General features: G+C 70.6%; 18 protein-coding genes. 6 read left to right on the top strand and 12 right to left on the bottom strand.

Features of this window, described 5'->3' with window-relative positions; all coding sequences use genetic code 11:
• Positions 1-87: 87 nt before the first annotated feature.
• Genes MUY22_RS17910 through MUY22_RS17895 form a run of 4 tightly spaced genes read right to left on the bottom strand, consistent with a single transcriptional unit; the run spans position 88 to position 2,397 of the window.
• Complete coding sequence (locus tag MUY22_RS17910; RefSeq protein WP_247061080.1) at positions 88-717, bottom strand: MarC family protein; 630 nt, start codon at positions 715-717, stop codon at positions 88-90.
• Position 718: 1 nt separating this feature from the next.
• Positions 719-1,582 (bottom strand): PHP domain-containing protein, encoded by an 864-nt coding sequence (locus MUY22_RS17905; protein WP_371827627.1) that lies wholly within the window; start codon positions 1,580-1,582, stop codon positions 719-721.
• 59 nt (positions 1,583-1,641) lie between these two features.
• Positions 1,642-2,202 carry a PH domain-containing protein gene (locus MUY22_RS17900; RefSeq protein ID WP_247061076.1) on the bottom strand — a complete coding sequence of 187 codons (561 nt, stop codon included), beginning with the start codon at positions 2,200-2,202 and terminating at the stop codon, positions 1,642-1,644.
• A gap of 21 nt (positions 2,203-2,223) precedes the next feature.
• Positions 2,224-2,397 carry a hypothetical protein gene (locus tag MUY22_RS17895; RefSeq protein WP_086677219.1) on the bottom strand — a complete coding sequence of 58 codons (174 nt, stop codon included), beginning with the start codon at positions 2,395-2,397 and terminating at the stop codon, positions 2,224-2,226.
• 186 nt (positions 2,398-2,583) lie between these two features.
• On the opposite strand from MUY22_RS17895, the gene MUY22_RS17890 reads away from it, so the two are divergent.
• Positions 2,584-2,997: an NUDIX hydrolase gene (locus tag MUY22_RS17890; RefSeq protein ID WP_247061074.1), complete on the top strand. Its 414-nt coding sequence runs from the start codon at positions 2,584-2,586 to the stop codon at positions 2,995-2,997.
• A 462-nt stretch (positions 2,998-3,459) separates the two neighbouring features.
• Here the strand turns inward: MUY22_RS17890 and MUY22_RS17885 are convergent, their stop codons facing one another.
• Both MUY22_RS17885 and MUY22_RS17880 read right to left on the bottom strand, forming a co-directional pair.
• Positions 3,460-4,566: a DUF2332 domain-containing protein gene (locus MUY22_RS17885; RefSeq protein ID WP_247061072.1), complete on the bottom strand. Its 1,107-nt coding sequence runs from the start codon at positions 4,564-4,566 to the stop codon at positions 3,460-3,462.
• Between the two features lie 7 nt (positions 4,567-4,573).
• Positions 4,574-5,077: a MaoC family dehydratase gene (locus MUY22_RS17880; protein WP_247061070.1), complete on the bottom strand. Its 504-nt coding sequence runs from the start codon at positions 5,075-5,077 to the stop codon at positions 4,574-4,576.
• Between the two features lie 333 nt (positions 5,078-5,410).
• On the opposite strand from MUY22_RS17880, the gene corA reads away from it, so the two are divergent.
• From corA to MUY22_RS17865, 3 genes are all read left to right on the top strand, one after another.
• On the top strand, positions 5,411-6,499 hold the full coding sequence (corA, locus tag MUY22_RS17875) for a magnesium/cobalt transporter CorA (protein ID WP_247061068.1): 1,089 nt from the start codon (positions 5,411-5,413) through the stop codon (positions 6,497-6,499).
• Between the two features lie 179 nt (positions 6,500-6,678).
• Positions 6,679-7,329, top strand: coding sequence for a metallophosphoesterase (locus MUY22_RS17870; RefSeq protein WP_247061066.1), 651 nt, complete (start codon positions 6,679-6,681; stop codon positions 7,327-7,329).
• Complete coding sequence (locus tag MUY22_RS17865) at positions 7,326-8,162, top strand: chromosome partitioning protein ParB (RefSeq protein WP_247061064.1); 837 nt, start codon at positions 7,326-7,328, stop codon at positions 8,160-8,162. Before MUY22_RS17870 ends, MUY22_RS17865 begins: the two co-directional genes overlap by 4 nt.
• Here MUY22_RS17865 and MUY22_RS17860 read toward each other — a convergent pair.
• The 5 genes from MUY22_RS17860 to MUY22_RS17840 form a co-directional block, all read right to left on the bottom strand.
• Positions 8,159-8,953, bottom strand: a complete 795-nt coding sequence (locus MUY22_RS17860) for a hypothetical protein (protein ID WP_247061063.1) — start codon at positions 8,951-8,953, stop codon at positions 8,159-8,161. The two genes, MUY22_RS17865 and MUY22_RS17860, sit on opposite strands and share 4 nt — an antisense overlap.
• A gap of 41 nt (positions 8,954-8,994) precedes the next feature.
• Complete coding sequence (locus MUY22_RS17855) at positions 8,995-10,803, bottom strand: diguanylate cyclase domain-containing protein (protein WP_247061061.1); 1,809 nt, start codon at positions 10,801-10,803, stop codon at positions 8,995-8,997.
• Between the two features lie 95 nt (positions 10,804-10,898).
• Positions 10,899-11,672: a hypothetical protein gene (locus MUY22_RS17850; protein WP_247061059.1), complete on the bottom strand. Its 774-nt coding sequence runs from the start codon at positions 11,670-11,672 to the stop codon at positions 10,899-10,901.
• Positions 11,672-12,166 carry a SigE family RNA polymerase sigma factor gene (locus MUY22_RS17845; protein ID WP_247061057.1) on the bottom strand — a complete coding sequence of 165 codons (495 nt, stop codon included), beginning with the start codon at positions 12,164-12,166 and terminating at the stop codon, positions 11,672-11,674. The genes MUY22_RS17850 and MUY22_RS17845 overlap by 1 nt, the downstream gene beginning before the upstream one ends.
• 65 nt (positions 12,167-12,231) lie before the next feature.
• The gene (locus tag MUY22_RS17840; RefSeq protein ID WP_247061055.1) at positions 12,232-13,731 is read right to left on the bottom strand and encodes an MFS transporter; all 1,500 of its coding nucleotides are present in this window, start codon (positions 13,729-13,731) and stop codon (positions 12,232-12,234) included.
• Positions 13,732-13,848: 117 nt separating this feature from the next.
• Here MUY22_RS17840 and MUY22_RS17835 point away from each other — a divergent pair, with 117 nt between their 5' ends.
• A complete protein-coding gene (locus tag MUY22_RS17835) occupies positions 13,849-14,514 on the top strand; it encodes a TetR/AcrR family transcriptional regulator (RefSeq protein WP_247061053.1) in 666 nt (221 codons plus the stop codon).
• 67 nt (positions 14,515-14,581) lie between these two features.
• On the opposite strand, the gene MUY22_RS17830 is transcribed toward MUY22_RS17835, so the two are convergent.
• Positions 14,582-14,776 (bottom strand): PspC domain-containing protein, encoded by a 195-nt coding sequence (locus MUY22_RS17830; protein ID WP_247061051.1) that lies wholly within the window; start codon positions 14,774-14,776, stop codon positions 14,582-14,584.
• A 283-nt stretch (positions 14,777-15,059) separates the two neighbouring features.
• Between MUY22_RS17830 and MUY22_RS17825 the strand changes: the two genes are divergently transcribed.
• On the top strand, positions 15,060-15,932 hold the full coding sequence (locus MUY22_RS17825) for a hypothetical protein (RefSeq protein WP_247061049.1): 873 nt from the start codon (positions 15,060-15,062) through the stop codon (positions 15,930-15,932).
• Positions 15,933-15,947 lie beyond the last annotated feature (15 nt).

Here is a 15,947-nt window from a genome sequence, read left to right as displayed (position 1 = left end):
AGCTGAGATTCAGGCTGCGGGAGGCGTGGCAACGATGTCAACGCGCGGGCGGGATCCTGTCCGGCAGGACAACCCGAGTGGCGGGGGTCAGTTGCCGCCGGCGATGAAGCCGCGCACGGAGTTCGCGACGAGCTCGACGGCGATCGCCGCGAGCAGCAGGCCGGCCACCTTGGCCAGCAGCGTGATGCCGCTTTCCTTGATCAGCCGGATGACGACGCCGGAGTAGCGCATGCAGATGTAGATGATGAAGTGCGTCATCACGATCGCCAGCGCCAGCGCGATGTACGCGCCGATGTGGCCGTCGGCCTGCCGGACGAACACGATGGTCGCGGCGATGGCGCCCGGCCCGGCCAGCAGCGGCGTGCCGAGCGGCACCAGCGCGACGTTGACGTCGTCGGTGGCCGCCTCGGCCTCGTGGCCGTTGCCGGTCAGCAGCTGCAGCGCGATGAGCAGGAGCAGCAGGCCGCCCGCGCCCTGCAGCGCCGGGATGCCGATGCCGAGGTAAGCCAGGATCGCCTGGCCGGCGACGGCGAAGAGGCTGATCACGAGCAGTGACACCAGGACGGCCTGCCGGGCGGCCCGGGCGCGCGTCGCCAGCGGCTTGCGGCCGACGAGGCTGAGGAACACCGGCACCGTGCCGGGCGGGTCCATGATGACGACGAGAGTGATCGTCGCGCTCATGAAGAGCTTGGCGTCGAAGAAGTCGGCGATCGCCATCTCAGCCCTTCACGACCTGGAAACCGGTCGCGCGCGCCACGAGCTCCGCCAGCTGCCCGGGGTCGGTGGTGCATTCGCCGAGGGCGATGGTCTTGTTGGTGCCGTGGTAGTCGCTCGAGCCGGTGACCAGCAGGCCGAGCTCGCCGGCGAGCTCCCGCGTGCGGGCGCGCGTGGCCGGGTCGTGGTTCGGGTGGTCGGCCTCGACGCCGGTGAGCCCGTGCGCGGCCAGGCCGGCGAGGGTGTCCTCGCTGATCGTGGCGCCGCGGCTGAAGGCGAAGGGGTGCGCGATGACCGTGACCCCGCCGGCCGCGGCGATCATGTCGATGGCGTCCTCGACCGGGGTGTCCCGGCGCGCGACGTAGTAGTCGCGACGGCTGTTCAGGTACTCGGCGAAGGCCTCGTCGACGCTCTTGACCAGCCCGGCGCGGACCAGCGCCTGCGCGAGGTGCGGGCGCCCGGCGGGCGAGTCCGCGGGCAGCAGGCCGAAGATCTCGTCGGCGTCGATGGGCAGGCCGTCGGCGGCCATCCGCTCGGCCATCTTGCGCAGCCGGGTGCGGCGTTCGATCCGCAGCCGGGTCTGCTCGGTGACGACGGCCTCGGCGGCCGGGTCGAAGAGGTAGGCCAGCAGGTGGACGCTGATCTGGCGACCGGTCTCGGGGTCGGTCGAGACGGTGGACAGCTCGGCGCCGGGCACCAGCGTCAGGCCTGGTGGGAGGGCGTCGGTGGCCGGGGCCCAGCCTGCCGTGGTGTCGTGGTCGGTGATCGCGACGACGTCGAGCCCGGCTCTCGCGGCCGCGGCGACGAGGCCGGCCGGCGTGTCGGTGCCGTCGGAGGCGGTGGAATGGGCGTGCAGGTCGATGCGCATCGGGTCCATTGTCGACGATGCGCTGGGTCACACCCGCGCCGGGACCTGCCCAGCGCGCGTCAGCCGACGGGCTTCTTGCCCCGGGCGGCCCGCTGGGCCTTGATCATCGAGAAGCGCTCGGCCTGCTTCTGCTTGTCGCCGAAGACCAGCTCGGAGATCGTGTCGTAGAACTCCTCCGGCCGCGGCAGGAAGTCGATCTTGTTGAGCGCCTGGATCTGACCGGCGGACTCGACCACCATCGTGCCGTAACCCATCATGCGGCCGGTCGCCGTGCGCACGTAGCTGAGGTCGGTGACCTTGCTGATGGGCATCATCAGCACCTTGGTCGTGAACACCCCGGTGGTCATGACGAACCGCTTGTCGGTGACCACCAGCCGCTCGACCCACCACTCCATCACCACGTAGGCGAACCGCAGCACCACGATCAGCGCCACGTACCAGAGCAGGTTCTGGCCGATGTAGAGCGCCGGTGGCAGCAGGTAGGACACCAGGACGCAGATGGCGAGCAGAGCCGCCGCCTCGAAGGTGTCCCACAGCAGCACCGCCCAGTGGCGGCGGATCCGGATGACCCGCCGCTCGGTGTCGAGGAGGTACTCGTCGGGGTCGCGTGGCGCGAACATGGTTCGAGGGTAACCCCCCTATCAGCCCTTGAACACGTTGCTGACGAAGGTGATCACCGATTCGGCCGAGCTGCGCAGGAAGTCGACGATGTTGCCGACAAGGCCCGCGGCCTGACCGGGCTGGGCAATGACGAAGAACAGCACCAACGCGATACCGGCGAGGCCCGCAATCTTCTTCACGTTCACCGCGATCAATTCCCGTCTCTTACGGTGACACCGGACAACAGCAAAAAACTGACTTTTTACGTTGTACCGCACTGAAGGGGCGCGAGGGAGGAAAGTCCCGCGCTTGGGTCAGCACGCCGTCCGGAGTGTACCGTATGGCTACTCTCCGTGTACAGGACATCGGTTTTCACCTCGATGACGTCTACCCTTCGGGACATGAAGGGCTCCACGGGCACCACCGTCCGCTGCGTCGGCGGGATCGCGTACGACGACCAGGGCCGATTACTGCTCATCCGGCGGGCCAACGACCCCGGCTCGGGCCAATGGTCGCTGCCAGGCGGCCGAGTCGAACCGGGCGAATCAGACGAAACGGCCGTGATCCGCGAGATGCGGGAGGAAACGGGCCTCGACGTGATTCCGGGCACACTGATCGGCACCGTGACCCGCGAACCCTACGAAATCCACGACTACGCCTGCCGAATCGCGGGCGGCACGCTCACCCCGGGTGACGACGCCACGGACGCCCACTGGGCCGATGCGGCAGACCTTTCGGACATGGAGACGGCCGGCGCGCTCGTGGATCTCCTGTACGTGACGCTGCGTGGCTGGAACGCCCTGCCCCGCACCTGAGCAAGACGGCGTTGGAGCTAACCGGAGCCGGTTCGATCTACGCCGGAGCCACATCGGCGGGCGGAAAGGCCGACGCGCTCCTGCGGCCAAGATCGCGAAGCACGCGCCGGCGCGATCCGATGCTCGCCGCCGCCGCGTGCCGCAGCGCGACCTCGCGCCGGGGGCGAATCCATCCAGCGCGGCCGCGAGGTGACCGGCAGCGTCGGGCGACAGGACCGAAGGCATAGCGCGGCGAACTTCGCCCGGTGCCGGGTCGCGTGCGCGCGGCGCTCGGCACGCCGGCCGTCGCCGCGATCGCGCAGTCCGCAGCCGGGCTGCCGTGGCCGCGCCGGCCGGGCCGGGCTGCTCATCGCCGCCCGGCCGGCCCGCCATGTCCGCGACCTCGCGCCGGGGCGGTGCCGAGCCCGGCGACCCTTCGCGCGCGACGAGACCGGCAGCCGACCGGTCTCGTCCGTCGCCGAGCTAGGCCGGGAGCCAAGTCATCCGCTGGCCGTGGGGGGCGGTGCGGGCCAGTGCGCAGGCCTCCGGCTTGCCCTCGGCCCACCGGACGACGCCCAGCGTCGCCAGGCCGTCCGCGCCCGCGAGGTCCGTCCGGCCGGGCAGGACGCCCTCCAGCGCGGCGCCGTAGAACTCCTCCGACACCCACCACAGCGGCCGGGTGGCCGCCAGCGCGGCGAGGGCGTCGACGAAGGCCGCCCGGCGCTCGGCCGTGAAGTACGCCAGGACGTGGCTCGTCAGCACCACCAGCGGGGCCTCCGCAGGCAGCGTCGCGGCCGCCGCGGCCAGGTCGTCGACGCCGTCGCCCTCGATCAGGGGTGGGCGGTGCTTGGCCTGCTCGGCCGCCGCCGTGCGCAGCAGCCTGATGCGGTCCGGCTGGTCGGCCCAGACGCACGCCTCCAGCCAAGCCAGCTCGTCCTCGTCGGAGAGGTCCACCGGGGACCGGTCCAGCCCGGCCCGCGCCACCACCGCGAGCTTCTTGGGCAGCTTGGGCGCCACCGCGCCCGGCGCCAGGTCGAGCGCGCAGTGCAGCCCGACCGCGGCCTTGGCCGGGCCCGCCGTCAGCTGCTCGCCGCCGTCGCACTGGTAGCGGTAGCCGAAGCGGTCGAGGCCGAGCAGCAGGCCGGCGCTGCAGCCGACCTCCAGCAGCGCGACCTTCCCGCCCGCTTCCTTCGCCGCCCGGGCCACGGCCGGGTACAGCAGCGCGGCGCGGCGCACCTCATTCGTCTGGGTGTAGCGCGACGCGATGAACGCCCGCGCCTTGTCCGCCCGCTCCAGCAGGAACGACCGGAACAGCGGCCACGTCTCGGAGTCGACGCCGTCGAAGCCGCCCAGCGACGGGTAGTACCGCGACAGCGGGTGGATCGGGTCGGCCTGGACGAGCCGGTGCGCGGTCGCCATCAGCAGCGTCGCGCGCGCTTCGCCGTCGCGGGCGGCCGTCAGCAGCCCGGCGACGTCGTCGTCCTCGGCCGCCTGCGTCGCGAGGTGGTCGTACAACGGGGACACGCCACGCGCTTCGACTTCCGCGAACGTGCGCAATGTGGTTTTGACGCGGTCCAGTTCGATCGTCATCGGAGCCTCATTCGTGCGGGGTCGGCCGGCCCGGCTGCTCGCCGCCACGGGCTTCCCCGTAGGAGCGCTTCGGCACCATGACCTTCCGCCGGAAGGTGCACACGATCAGGCCGTCCTGCTTGTAGCCGCGGGTCTCCACGTAGACGACGCCGCGGTCGTCCTTGGACTTCGACGGCGTCTTGTCCAGCACCTCGGTCTCGCCGTAGATGGTGTCGCCGTGGAAGGTCGGCTTGACGTGCTTCAGCGACTCGACCTCGAGGTTCGCGATCGCCTTGCCCGAGACGTCCGGCACGGACATGCCCAGCAGCAGCGAGTAGACGTAGTTCCCGACGACGACGTTCTTGCCGAAGTCGGTCGTCTCCTCGGCGTAGTTCGCGTCCAGGTGCAGCGGGTGGTGGTTCATCGTGATCAGGCAGAACAGGTGATCGTCGTACTCGGTGACCGTTTTGCCCGGCCAGTGCTTGTAGACCGCACCGACCTCGAACTCCTCGTAGTACCGCCCGAACTGCACTCGTCTCTCCTGTCCGCGTAACACCGCGTGAGCCTGGTACGACACGCATCCGTAGTGAGGAGTACCCTCAACCATTGGTGTTCGCTCGTCAACGCGAGCCCCACCACTCTCCACGTCACACGTCCGTGCCTGGCCCGAAGGAGGTGAGGAACCCCGATGAGTAGTGGCGATAGTCCGCTCCCTAGTAGTCCCAGCGTTCCCACCTCACCGGCCGGCCGGCTCATCTCCTGGTAGGTCTTCCCGCGGCTTCGGGAGCGCTGGTGTTGCCGGGCGGACCCCGTTCCGCCTGGTCAGTCGTCCTCGCACGACCACGCACGACGCCCAGGAGACCTCATGCCTGCCATTCCCTCGCTCGGCGGCCTTCGCGGCCGCGGCAACAGCCGGGCCAAAGGCGTCCCCGTCCGGCCGATCCCGGTGCCGCTGTCCGCGTACGTCGTGGACTGTGCGGTGTACGTCGGCGGCAAGCGCCTGCCCGGCCGCTGGACGCACATCGAGGCGATCAAAGAGGTCCGCAAGCGCCACGAGGGGTTCGTCTGGATCGGGCTGCACGAGCCCGACTCCGACCAGATCCAGGGCATCGCGGAGACGTTCGGGCTGCACGAGCTGGCCGTCGAGGACGCGCTCGAAGCACACCAGCGGCCCAAGCTGGAGCGCTACGACGACACGCTGTTCCTCGTGGTCAAGACCGTCCGGTACGTCGAGCACGAGTCGCCGACGACGGCCAACGAGATCGTCGAGACCGGCGAGCTGATGGTGTTCCTCGGCCGCGACTTCGTGATCACCGTCCGGCACGGCAACCACTCCGGGCTGGCCCGGCTGCGCCGTGAGCTGGACGACGACCCGGAGCGGCTGCAGCTCGGCCCGGCCGCGGTCGTGCACGCGATCGCCGACCACGTCGTCGACCACTACCTCGACGTCACGGGCCGGATCGAGAACGACATCGACGTGATGGAGGCGCAGGTCTTCGCGCCGCGCTCGCTGGTCAGCGCCGAGCAGATCTACCTGATGAAGCGGGAGGTCCTGGAGCTGCGCCGGGCGGTGATGCCGCTGGCGACGCCGGTCCAGCGGCTGGCCGAGGGCTACACGCGGCTGGTGCCGGACGAGGTCCGCTCCTACTTCCGCGACGTCGCCGACCACCTCACGACCGTGTCCGAGCGCGTCGCGGCGTTCGACGAGCTGTTGTCCACCCTGGTCGACGCGACGGTCGCGAAGATCTCGCTGCAGCAGAACACCGACATGCGCAAGATCACGTCGTGGGCGGCGATCATCACCGTGCCCACGATGATCGCCGGCATCTACGGCATGAACTTCGACTACCTGCCCGAACTGCACTGGAAGTTCGGGTACCCGCTGGTGATCACCGTGATCCTGGCGATCTGCCTGTTGCTGTACCGAATATTCCGGAAGAACGGCTGGCTCTAGGTCCCCTTTTTCTTTACGCCGGAATCGGAGAATTCGTGATGCCTCGCATGCTGTCCAACCTCAAGGCCTGGGCGCTCGCGCTCAGCCTCCTCTGGATCTTCGTCATCACCTTCGTCATCGTCGCCGACCCCGGGTTCGCGCACGGCATGAAATAGCGCTCGGCGTCGTACCCTGGGGGCGTGCCGAAAGCGCTGGTGGTCGCGGACGAGGTGGACGAGCGGTTGTGGACCGACGCGGTCCGCACCCGCCCCGTCGACCTCGTCATCGGCGCCGGCGACCTCCCCTACGACTACCTGGCCTTCCTGGCCAGTGCCCTGGACGCGCCGTGCGTGTTCGTGCCGGGCAACCACGACCCGGACCTGACCGGCTACACGCGGTACGGCGGACTGTCCATGAAGGACGGTTTCCCGACGGTCTGGCCGGGCCCGGCGGGCGGCGTCAACGCCGACGGCCGGGTCGTCGACGTCGCCGGCATCCGGTTCGCCGGGCTCGGCGGGTCGATCCGCTACAACGACGGCCCGAACCAGTGGACGCAACGCCAGCAGGCGCGCCGGTCCCGCGCGCTGGAGCGGCGCGCACGGAGCCGGCGCCGGCGCGACGGCCGTGACGTCGACGTCCTGCTGACGCACTCGCCGCCGCTGGACCTCGGCGACCGCGAGGACCCGCCGCACCGCGGGTTTTCCTGCCTGCACGAGACGATCGACCGCTTGCGCCCGAAGTGGTTGCTGCACGGTCACATCCACCTCCACGGCGAGCCGGTGCCCGACCGGGTCGTCGGCGACACGCGGATCCGCAACGTGGTGGGCCACCGGATCATGGAGTTCTCATGAAGGAAACGGGATTCCCGCGCGCGGACGCCGAAAACGACTTCCTGCGCGCCCGGCGTCAGCAGGTGCTTTCGCGGCTGTCGACGTGGCTGCGCCGCGAGCCCGACGACGTCAACATCATGCTGCCGTTCCACGAGGTGGTGGAGGCGCTCGGTTACCTCGGCGAGAGCCGGATCGGCCCGCGGGTGATCAAGCTGGACTCGATCGCCGGCACGGTCGACCGCAGCCGCGACTTCGACCGCCGCTTCCGCCCGACGTCCGGCCGCGTCCGCGAGCGCTGGGAAAGGCTGGCCCTGGCCGCCCGCCGCGGCGAGGACATCCCGCCGATCGAGGTCTACCGGGTCGGCGAGCTGCACTTCATCATCGACGGCCACCACCGGGTCTCGGTCGCCCACGCGCAGGGACTGTCCACAATAGAGGCTTCGGTGACGGTGGTCCGCACCAAGCTCGACCCGAGCGGCATCCGCTACCGGGGCGACCTGATCGTCAAGGACTACCGGAGGCTGTTCCTGGAGCGCGTCCCGCTGACGGGCCACGCGCGGGCGTCGGTGATCGTGTCGGACCCGTGGGACTACGCGAAGCTGGGCGAGCACGTGGAGGCGTGGGGGTTCCGGCTGATGCAGGACGAGGGCAAGTTCTGCGACCGGGCGAGCGTGGCCCAGCGCTGGTTCGAGGAGGAGTACGTCCCGGTGGTGGCCATGCTGCGGCAGGCGGGCATGGTGGGCGACAGGACGGACGCCGAGGCGTACATGTGGGTCGCGGCGGAGCGGTACCGGCTGATCCGCACGCACCGCTGGGACGACGAGGTCATCGAGCAGCTGCGGACGAAGCGCTAGCGCTTCAGGACGTACCAGGTGTGGCCCTGGAGCAGCCAGATCCGGTCGCCGCGGCACACCCACCGCAGCGGCTTCCTGAGACTGGTCCCGCCCGGCAGAGCGAGCGGCACCGGCTCCTCCGGAACGACCTCGTCCTCGGTCAGACGGGCAGGTTTGAGGTGCCAGTAGTAGCCGCCGGGCTCCTCGGCGATCGAGAGGAACACGGCCTCGGCGCCGGAGACGGCCACCCCGCGCGGCCGCCGCAGCGGTGACTCGCGGACCGACCGGATGCCGTCGAGGCCCACCTCGACCAGAGGCACCTTGGTGTAGGGCACGGCCCACGCCCGTCGCTCTCCCACATTGAGGACGTAACAGTCCAGCCAATAGAGACCTGGCTCGTGCACCGCACGCCACGCCGGCTCGCCCGCCGTGGTCCACCGGATCAGGCCGGGGTGGGCCCGGCGTTCACCCCCGTCGAAGATCGAAGCCTCGTCGAAGTAACTGATCCAGATGTCCCCGCCCGGACCGGTGACCACGGCCTCGATCCCGTCACCGGCGTGGAACTCCGTCACGGTGCGGCCGGCGGCGTCGAGGATCCGGCCGTTGCGCGGTGCTTCGAAGCCGCTCCGGATCCGGCACCGGCTGTCGACCAGCACGAAGCCGTCACCCACGGCGTCGATCATCGGGTACCGTCCCGGCTCGGTCACCCGGCCGCACGACGTCCCGTCCACCAGCAGGTTCCCGTCGGCGTACAGCGCGATCACCCGGCCGAAAGCGTCCACTGTGGATGCGACGACGTCGCCGTCCGGCAAAGTCCCCAGGATTCCAGCACGCCGGGATCCTCGCAGGTCACCTAGCCCATCGGGAAGGTGCGGCCCACCCAGGTCTCCGCCTCCGAGCTGGTCTGGTACTCCGGCTGGTAGCTGCCCGAGGCGACCACCACGCCCAGCCCGTACAGCAGCTCCGCCTGCGTCTGGGAGACCACCCCGTACGCGCCCACCTTGACGCCCATCTCCTCCGCGCGCTCCACCAGCTGGCGCACGTTCCGGCGGGCCCACGCCGGGGCGTCGTCCGCGGCCAGGACGTCGACGATCGGGCCCCTCAGCATCACCGCCGGGGCCGGGATCGCGTGGGCCGGGACCAGTTCCAGCTCCGGCAGGCCCGTGATGTTCAGGACGAACAGCACGCCGAGGCGCGCCAGGTGGCCCAGTGCCTCGACCAGGTCGCCGCGGTCGTCGATCAGGGACTCCGCGTCCGCGCACAGCATCAGGTGCCTCGGCTCCAGGCCCGCCCGGTCCAGCTCCGCGCGGACCATGCCGACCAGGTCGGCGTCGATGGCCATCCGGCGGGGCAGCGTCAGGCACACCATCGGGGAGCCGTCGCCGAACCTGGACACCCAGCTCGCCTTCGTCTCCAGCGCCTTCGCCAGCAGGTGCTTGCCCAGCGGGACCGTCATGCCGGTCGTCTCCGCGAGCGGGTAGAACTCCTCCGCGCGCAGCCGGCCGCGGGTGGGGTGGTTCCACAGCAGGGCCGCGTTGAGCGACGTCACGATCCGGGCGTCCGGCAGCACCACGTGCGGCTGGTAGACCACGGTGATCTCGCCGAGCTCCAGTGCTCCGGCGATGGCCGACGCGAGCCGGTAGCGGTCGCGGTCGGCCTGGCCCGACCCCGGGTCGAACAGCACCCACTGCGCCTTGCCGAGCTCTTTCGCCCGGTGCAGTGCCACCTCCGCCGAACGGATCAGCTCGCCGTGCTCCGCCCCCGGCACCTCCGCGACGACGATGCCCGCGCTCGCGCTCACCCCGACTCCGACGCCGTCCGCGTAGACGGGCTTGGCCAGCTCGGCGATCGTCTGCTCGACCAGCTTGACCACCGACGCCGGCTCGAGGTCGCCGCGCAGCGCCACCGCGAAGCCGTCGCCGAAGAGACGTGCGACAAAACCTTTGCCCGGCGCGAAAACCTCGCGCAACGTTCCCGCGACGCCACGCAGCACCTGGTCGGCGACCTCGGTGCCGAGGCCGTCGTTGACGACCTTGAAGCCGTCGATGTCCAGCAACAGCAACGCGATCCGGCCCTGGCCGTGGTCGGCGAGCATCCCTTCGAGCTTGGAGCGGAAGTGCGCGTTGTTGGGCAGGCCGGTCAGCGGGTCGTGCAGGCTCTGGTGCTGGATGGTCTCCTGCAGCTGCCGAAGTTCGTGCGTGTCCTCGAACATCAGGATCGGGTACTGGTCACGCTCGCCGGGCAGCGTCTTGACCGTCAGCCGGACGACGCGCGAAGCCTCGGGCCGGGAGTGGATCGCGAGCCGGTCCAGCACCCGGTCGCCGGACTCCAGCGCCGCGCGCAGCGCCGAGCGGTCCCGCATGGTCGCCCCGAGGTCTTCGGCGCGCGTGCCGACGAGCCCGGCTTCCCCGGCGGCGTGCGCCAGCCGCAGGAACGCCGGGTTCGCCGCCCCGACAACACCTTCCGGGTCGACAAGAACGACGCCGGACGGACAATGTTCGTAGAACGCGGCAAACCGCGCTTCGGCACCCCGCGAAGCCAGGACTTCCCGCGCGAACCCGACGGCCATCGCCTCCCGGTCGGCGGCTCCGGCCCCCGCCATCGCGGTGGCCAGGCGCCGGGCGGCGTCGACGAGATCCGGCGCCACCTCAGGCTCCCGCAAGGTTCACCCCTTCGCACTCGATCGGGTTTTCCACCGCACCATGCGAACAGTTCGGTGTCTACCACCCGATCGGGTGCCCCGTCCAAAGTGGATCTTCAGCCGAGGCCCGGCGTGAGCGCCAACCCCCTGACCTGTACGGCGTTCAACGTCGGTTCCGGCCGCTGGACCGGCAGCGGGACGCCCTTCTGTTCCAGGACACCGCTGTTGCTGGACCAGAACTCGACGTTCATCCCCGGCGCGGTCAGCGACGCGCGGTACGTCAGCACGCCGTTCGCGCGCTCGGTCACCTTCCGCAGGCCGCCTTCCTTCAGCTGCTCGACCTCGCAGCTCACCTGGTTCGGGACGGCGGTGCCGCACCGCACCATCGAGGAAGCACCGCCGCTGGAAGCGTCGTCGAGCAGCGCCAGGAAGTAGACCGACCCGGTGCCCCGCTCGTCGGTGACCCGGACGCCCATGTGGAACAGGGCGTCCCGCGGCGCGGTCCCCACCGGGTCGGCGATCAGGTGGAACGGGTTCGGCGGCGGCGTTTCCCCCGGGATCGTCAGGCGTTCGACCTTCGCGCCCGGCGGCAGCATCGAGCGCACCGCGTTGTCGACGACGCAGCTCAGCCGGTCGACGATCTGCGCCCGCGTCTCCCCCGCCGACGCCGACGGGCAGCTCGGGCCGGCGATCTCGCCCTGACGCGGCGACGTGAGCACCGTCGCGCCGATGGCCAGCAGCACCACCAGAACCCCCGCCGACGCCGCCAGCAGCCGGTTGCGCCGGGAGCGGCGGCCCCGCGCCAGGATCCGGGCGCCGTCCAGGCCGATCGGGGGTTCGTCTTCGGTCACGTACGCCGTGAGCGCGGACCGGACGTCGAGGTCTTCCATCACCGCTCCTCCGTCATCGGCGCGGGGAGGGCAGCGCGCAGCGCCTCGACTCCGCGGGCGGTCTGGCTCTTCACGGTGCCTTCGGCGACACCGAGCAGGGCCGCGACTTCGGCCACCGGCAGGTCTTCGAGGAAGCGCAGCACGACCATCGCGCGCTGCCGCGGCGTCAGCCCGGTCAGCGCGCGCTCGAGGTCGACGCGGACGTGGCTGTCGTGGTCCGGTGTAGCCGCCCGTTCGGGTGGCTCGGACGTCACGTGCTCACGGCCCGCTTTCCTGCGCCCGGCGAGGAACGCGTTGAGCAGGATGCGCCGCGCGTAGGCGTCGACGGTGTCCGGCCGCACCCGGCGCCACCGCCGGTACAGCTGGACGAACATGGCTTGCACGAGGTCTTCGGCGCTGTGCCAGTCCCCGCAGAGCGCGAACGCCACCCGCCGGAACCGCTGCACCCGCGCGGCGAAGTACTCGCTGAAATCGAGCTCTCTCGACGCCCCCACCCGGCCCTCCTTCGCACATTCTCACCCCTACTAGTGCGCGGAGGGCCGGGAAGGTTCAAGCGGACCTACATGTGCACGACGCCCGGCGCCGCCTCACCCTTCGGCGCGCCCGAGCGCAGCAGCAGGCCGCTGAGCACCGCGCCGGCCGCGAAGATGAAGCCGGCCCAGGTGAACGCCGTCGTGTAGCTCTCGATCGAGGCTTCGGCCGCCAGCTGCGGCGTCGGCACCTTGCCCGCGAGGTACGACGACGCCGCGTTGCCGGCGAGGGTGCTGAGCAGCGCCGTGCCGATCGAGCCGCCGACCTGCTGCATCGTGTTGACCGCCGCCGACGCGACCCCGGCGTCGTGCGCCTCGACGCCGAACGTCGCGACGCTCATCGCCGGCGCCATCGCCAGGCCGATGCCGAAGCCCATCACCAGCAGCGGGCCGAGGACCCCGCTGGCGTACGTGCTTTCGAGGTCGATGCGGCTGAGCCAGAACAGCCCGACCGCCGCGATCGCCATGCCCGTCGGCACCAGCGGCCGCGGGCCGAAGCGCGGGAGCAGGACGGCCGTCGCCGTGGTGGCGGCCAGCATCAGCGTCGCCACCATCGGCAGGAACCCGACGCCGCTCTGGATCGGCGTGAACCTCAGGTTCTGCTGCACGTAGAACGTCAGGAACAGGAAGATCGCGAACATGCCGATGGCGAGCAGGAACATCGCCAGGTACGAGCCGCCGCGGTTGCGGTCGAGCAGCACGCGCAGCGGCAGCAGCGGGTGCGAGACGCGCTGCTGCAGCCACACGAACACGCCCAGCAGCACCACGCCCGCCGCGAGGAAGCCCCACACCGAGACCGACGACCACGAGTCCGACTCGGCGTTCGCGAAGCCGAAGACCAGCGCGAACAGGCCCGCGGACGCGGTGACCGTGCCCGGCAGGTCGAGCTTCGGGCGCGGGCCGGCGTCACGCTGGTTGCGCAGCAGGATCGAGCTGCCCGCGAACGCGACGACGGCGAAGATGATGTTGACGAACATGCACCAGCGCCAGTCGAGGTACTCGGTCAGCACGCCGCCGAGCAGCAGGCCGACGGCCGCGCCGCCACCACCGATGGCCCCGAACACGCCGAACGCGCGACCGCGTTCCTTCGGGTCGGTGAACGTCGTGGTCAGCAGCGAAAGCGCGGCCGGCGCGAGCAGCGCGCCGAACACGCCCTGTGCCGCACGGGCGATCAGGAGCATCTCGATGTTGCTCGCCGCGCCGCCGAACGCGGACACCGCGGCGAAGCCGGCCAGGCCGACGAGCAGGGTGTTCTTGCGGCCGAAGAGGTCCGCGAGCCGCCCGCCGAGCAGCAGCAGGCTGCCGAACGCGAGCGCGTACGCCGTGACGACCCATTGCCGCGCGTCGTTGGAAAAGCCCAGGTCGAGCTGGGCGGAAGGCAGCGCGATGTTCACGACGGTCGCGTCGAGAACGACCATCAGCTGGGCCAGGCCGATCATCACGAGGATCAGCCACCGTCTGGCGTGGTGGGGGTTCTCGGCGGCGCGCGCGTCCCCCGACGGCGCGACGACGAGCGTGGACTCGGTCATGGGTGTCCTCACTGAAAGTGATCAGGAAGCTATGTGGAGTAGGTATCTCCCCTTACGTGGCCCAACGTACACAAGAACCGGAGAAGGTGCCTCTACTTCATTGGTAGAGTGGGACGCATGACACGGGACGCGAGTCCCGCCGCACCGGCGCGGCCGCTGCGGCGTGACGCCGAATTGAACCGCCGCCGCATCCTCCAGGCCGCCCGCGAGGTCTTCGGCCGACGCGGCCTGGAAGCCACGCTCGACGACATCGCGCACCACGCCGGCCTCGGCGTCGGCACGGTCTACCGGCGCTTCCCCAGCAAGGAACACCTGGTCGAAGCCATGTTCGCCGAGCGCATGGAGGAAATCGGCGACCTCGCGGCGGAAGCGCTGAAGGCCGAAGACGCGTGGGAAGCGTTCGTCAGCTTCACGTGGAAGGCGGCCGAGCTGCATTCGACGGACCGCGGGCTGCGCGAGATCATGCTGTCCAACAAGTTCGGCCACGAGCACGTCGCGGACGCGAAAGCGCGCATGGTGCCGTTGATCACACAGCTCGTCGAGCGGGCCAAGGCGGCGGGCGGCCTGCGCGCCGACTTCTCCCCCACCGACATCCCCCTGCTGCACATGATGGTCGGCTCGGTGGTCGAGTTCACGTGCGCGGTGGACCCGTCGCTGTGGCGCCGGTGCCTGGGCATGCTGCTGGACGGCCTGCGCGCGGAACCCGGCAAGACGACGGAACTGCCGCACCCGCCGCTCGACGAGCAGGAGATCGACGAAGCGATGTGCTCCTGGCGGCCCTGAGGACCACCGGCACCACAAAACCAGGCGGGTGTCGAAGCTCCCGCCTGGTTCGGCTTCCCCGCTCCCGTCACTCGGCCGGGATGACCGCCCACAGGATGAGGTAGGCCACGAACTGGGGGCCGGGCAGCAGGCAGGACAGCACCGCCAGCAGCCGGACCGTGTTGGGCTTCATGCCGTACCGCTGCGCGAGACCGGCGCAGACGCCGGCGATCATGCGGCCGTGGCGGGGGCGGCTCAGTCGCCGGGTGACCGGTGCGCTCATCGTCTTCCCTTTCCTCGAACTTCCGATATACCCACCTCACCACCCGGCCACCCGGTTCCGCATCACTCGCGGGAAGGATCGTTCCCTTAGGGGACGGCGAAAGCGAAAGTCCTTCAGGCACTGCGGAAACCGCAGCTCGCGCACCGGAAAACCGAGGACCTGCGCGTTTGTCGCTCACCCAGCGGAAAATAGTGAGAGATGTCCCCGTCAGGGGTGGCTTTTCGGCCGGATGTGGTGATACTTGCACCCCGTGTACCCGCGTTCGAAATCTTTGGTCGTCGTGATGTTCTGCGCCCTGCTTTCGGCAGGCTGCGCCACCACGCAGGCCGCGTCCGACCCGGCCGAGGGCTCGGGGCCGACGCCCCTGACCGCGTCCGCCGCGCTCGGCGACTTCGGCACCGTCGACTACTGCAGCATGCTCGACGTGCCCAAGGTCGCGGCCGGCGCCGTCGCCGTGCCGACGTTCGAGAGCTGCCAGGCCGACCTCGGCTGGCGCACGATCCTCGTCGGGCCGCTGGCCTTCGACTCCGACCCGAACATCAAGCCCTACGACTACGCGGGGCCGGTGCCCGACGGCGTCTCGGTGCAGCAGTCGATGTTCAACGACCACACCGCCTGCACCCGCACGATCATCTTCGCCGACGGCAACCGGCTGGACGTGTCGGTGACCGACAGCGGTCCCGCCGACCAGCCCGGCCGCTGCGAGACCGCGGACGCCACCGTCGGCTCGGTGCTCGCCGCGGTCACCGCCGGCAAGGTCGGGCGGCTGACGTTCCCCGAGCGCTCGTGGGGCCGGGTCGCGCCCTGCGCGCTGCTCGACAGCCACGACCTCGACGACCCGGCCGGCGCCGGCAGCCAGCCGACCATCGGCCTGGCCGGGCACAGCTGCATCCGCGGCAAGGTCGGCTTCAAGCTCACGGTGGACACCGCGGGCACGAACGGCCCGGTCGAGACGCTCGGCGGGCGCGCGGCCCAGGTCCGGCTCGCGGGCGCGTTCTGCCTGGTCGACAGCACCCAGCCGGCGCCGGGCCTGCCCGGACGGCGTGAGCTGGCGGAGATCAGCGTGGTCGAGACGGCGGGCACGGCCGGCGACGGCACGTGCGCGCTGGCCCGCACCGCGGCGACGTCGATCTACTCACGGCTGCCGAAGGCCTGAAACGCCCTGAAGGGC

This window comes from Amycolatopsis sp. WQ 127309, assembly GCF_023023025.1.
Classification (GTDB): Bacteria; Actinomycetota; Actinomycetes; order Mycobacteriales; family Pseudonocardiaceae; genus Amycolatopsis.
Note: the sequence above shows the minus strand (reverse complement) of the source record. Positions and strands in the feature narration are given on the sequence as shown.

Bases quoted from the DNA above. Each gene is read 5' to 3' on its own strand.
- corA (WP_247061068.1), top strand. From the start codon at position 5,411: ATGCCTGCCATTCCCTCGCTCGGCGGCCTTCGCGGCCGCGGCAACAGC.
- MUY22_RS17840 (WP_247061055.1), bottom strand. From the start codon at position 13,731: ATGACCGAGTCCACGCTCGTCGTCGCGCCGTCGGGGGACGCGCGCGCC.
- MUY22_RS17865 (WP_247061064.1), top strand. From the start codon at position 7,326: ATGAAGGAAACGGGATTCCCGCGCGCGGACGCCGAAAACGACTTCCTG.
- MUY22_RS17830 (WP_247061051.1), bottom strand. From the start codon at position 14,776: ATGAGCGCACCGGTCACCCGGCGACTGAGCCGCCCCCGCCACGGCCGC.
- MUY22_RS17890 (WP_247061074.1), top strand. From the start codon at position 2,584: ATGAAGGGCTCCACGGGCACCACCGTCCGCTGCGTCGGCGGGATCGCG.
- MUY22_RS17825 (WP_247061049.1), top strand. From the start codon at position 15,060: ATGTTCTGCGCCCTGCTTTCGGCAGGCTGCGCCACCACGCAGGCCGCG.
- MUY22_RS17905 (WP_371827627.1), bottom strand. From the start codon at position 1,582: ATGCGCATCGACCTGCACGCCCATTCCACCGCCTCCGACGGCACCGAC.
- MUY22_RS17900 (WP_247061076.1), bottom strand. From the start codon at position 2,202: ATGTTCGCGCCACGCGACCCCGACGAGTACCTCCTCGACACCGAGCGG.
- MUY22_RS17885 (WP_247061072.1), bottom strand. From the start codon at position 4,566: ATGACGATCGAACTGGACCGCGTCAAAACCACATTGCGCACGTTCGCG.
- MUY22_RS17910 (WP_247061080.1), bottom strand. From the start codon at position 717: ATGGCGATCGCCGACTTCTTCGACGCCAAGCTCTTCATGAGCGCGACG.
- MUY22_RS17850 (WP_247061059.1), bottom strand. From the start codon at position 11,672: ATGGAAGACCTCGACGTCCGGTCCGCGCTCACGGCGTACGTGACCGAA.
- MUY22_RS17835 (WP_247061053.1), top strand. From the start codon at position 13,849: ATGACACGGGACGCGAGTCCCGCCGCACCGGCGCGGCCGCTGCGGCGT.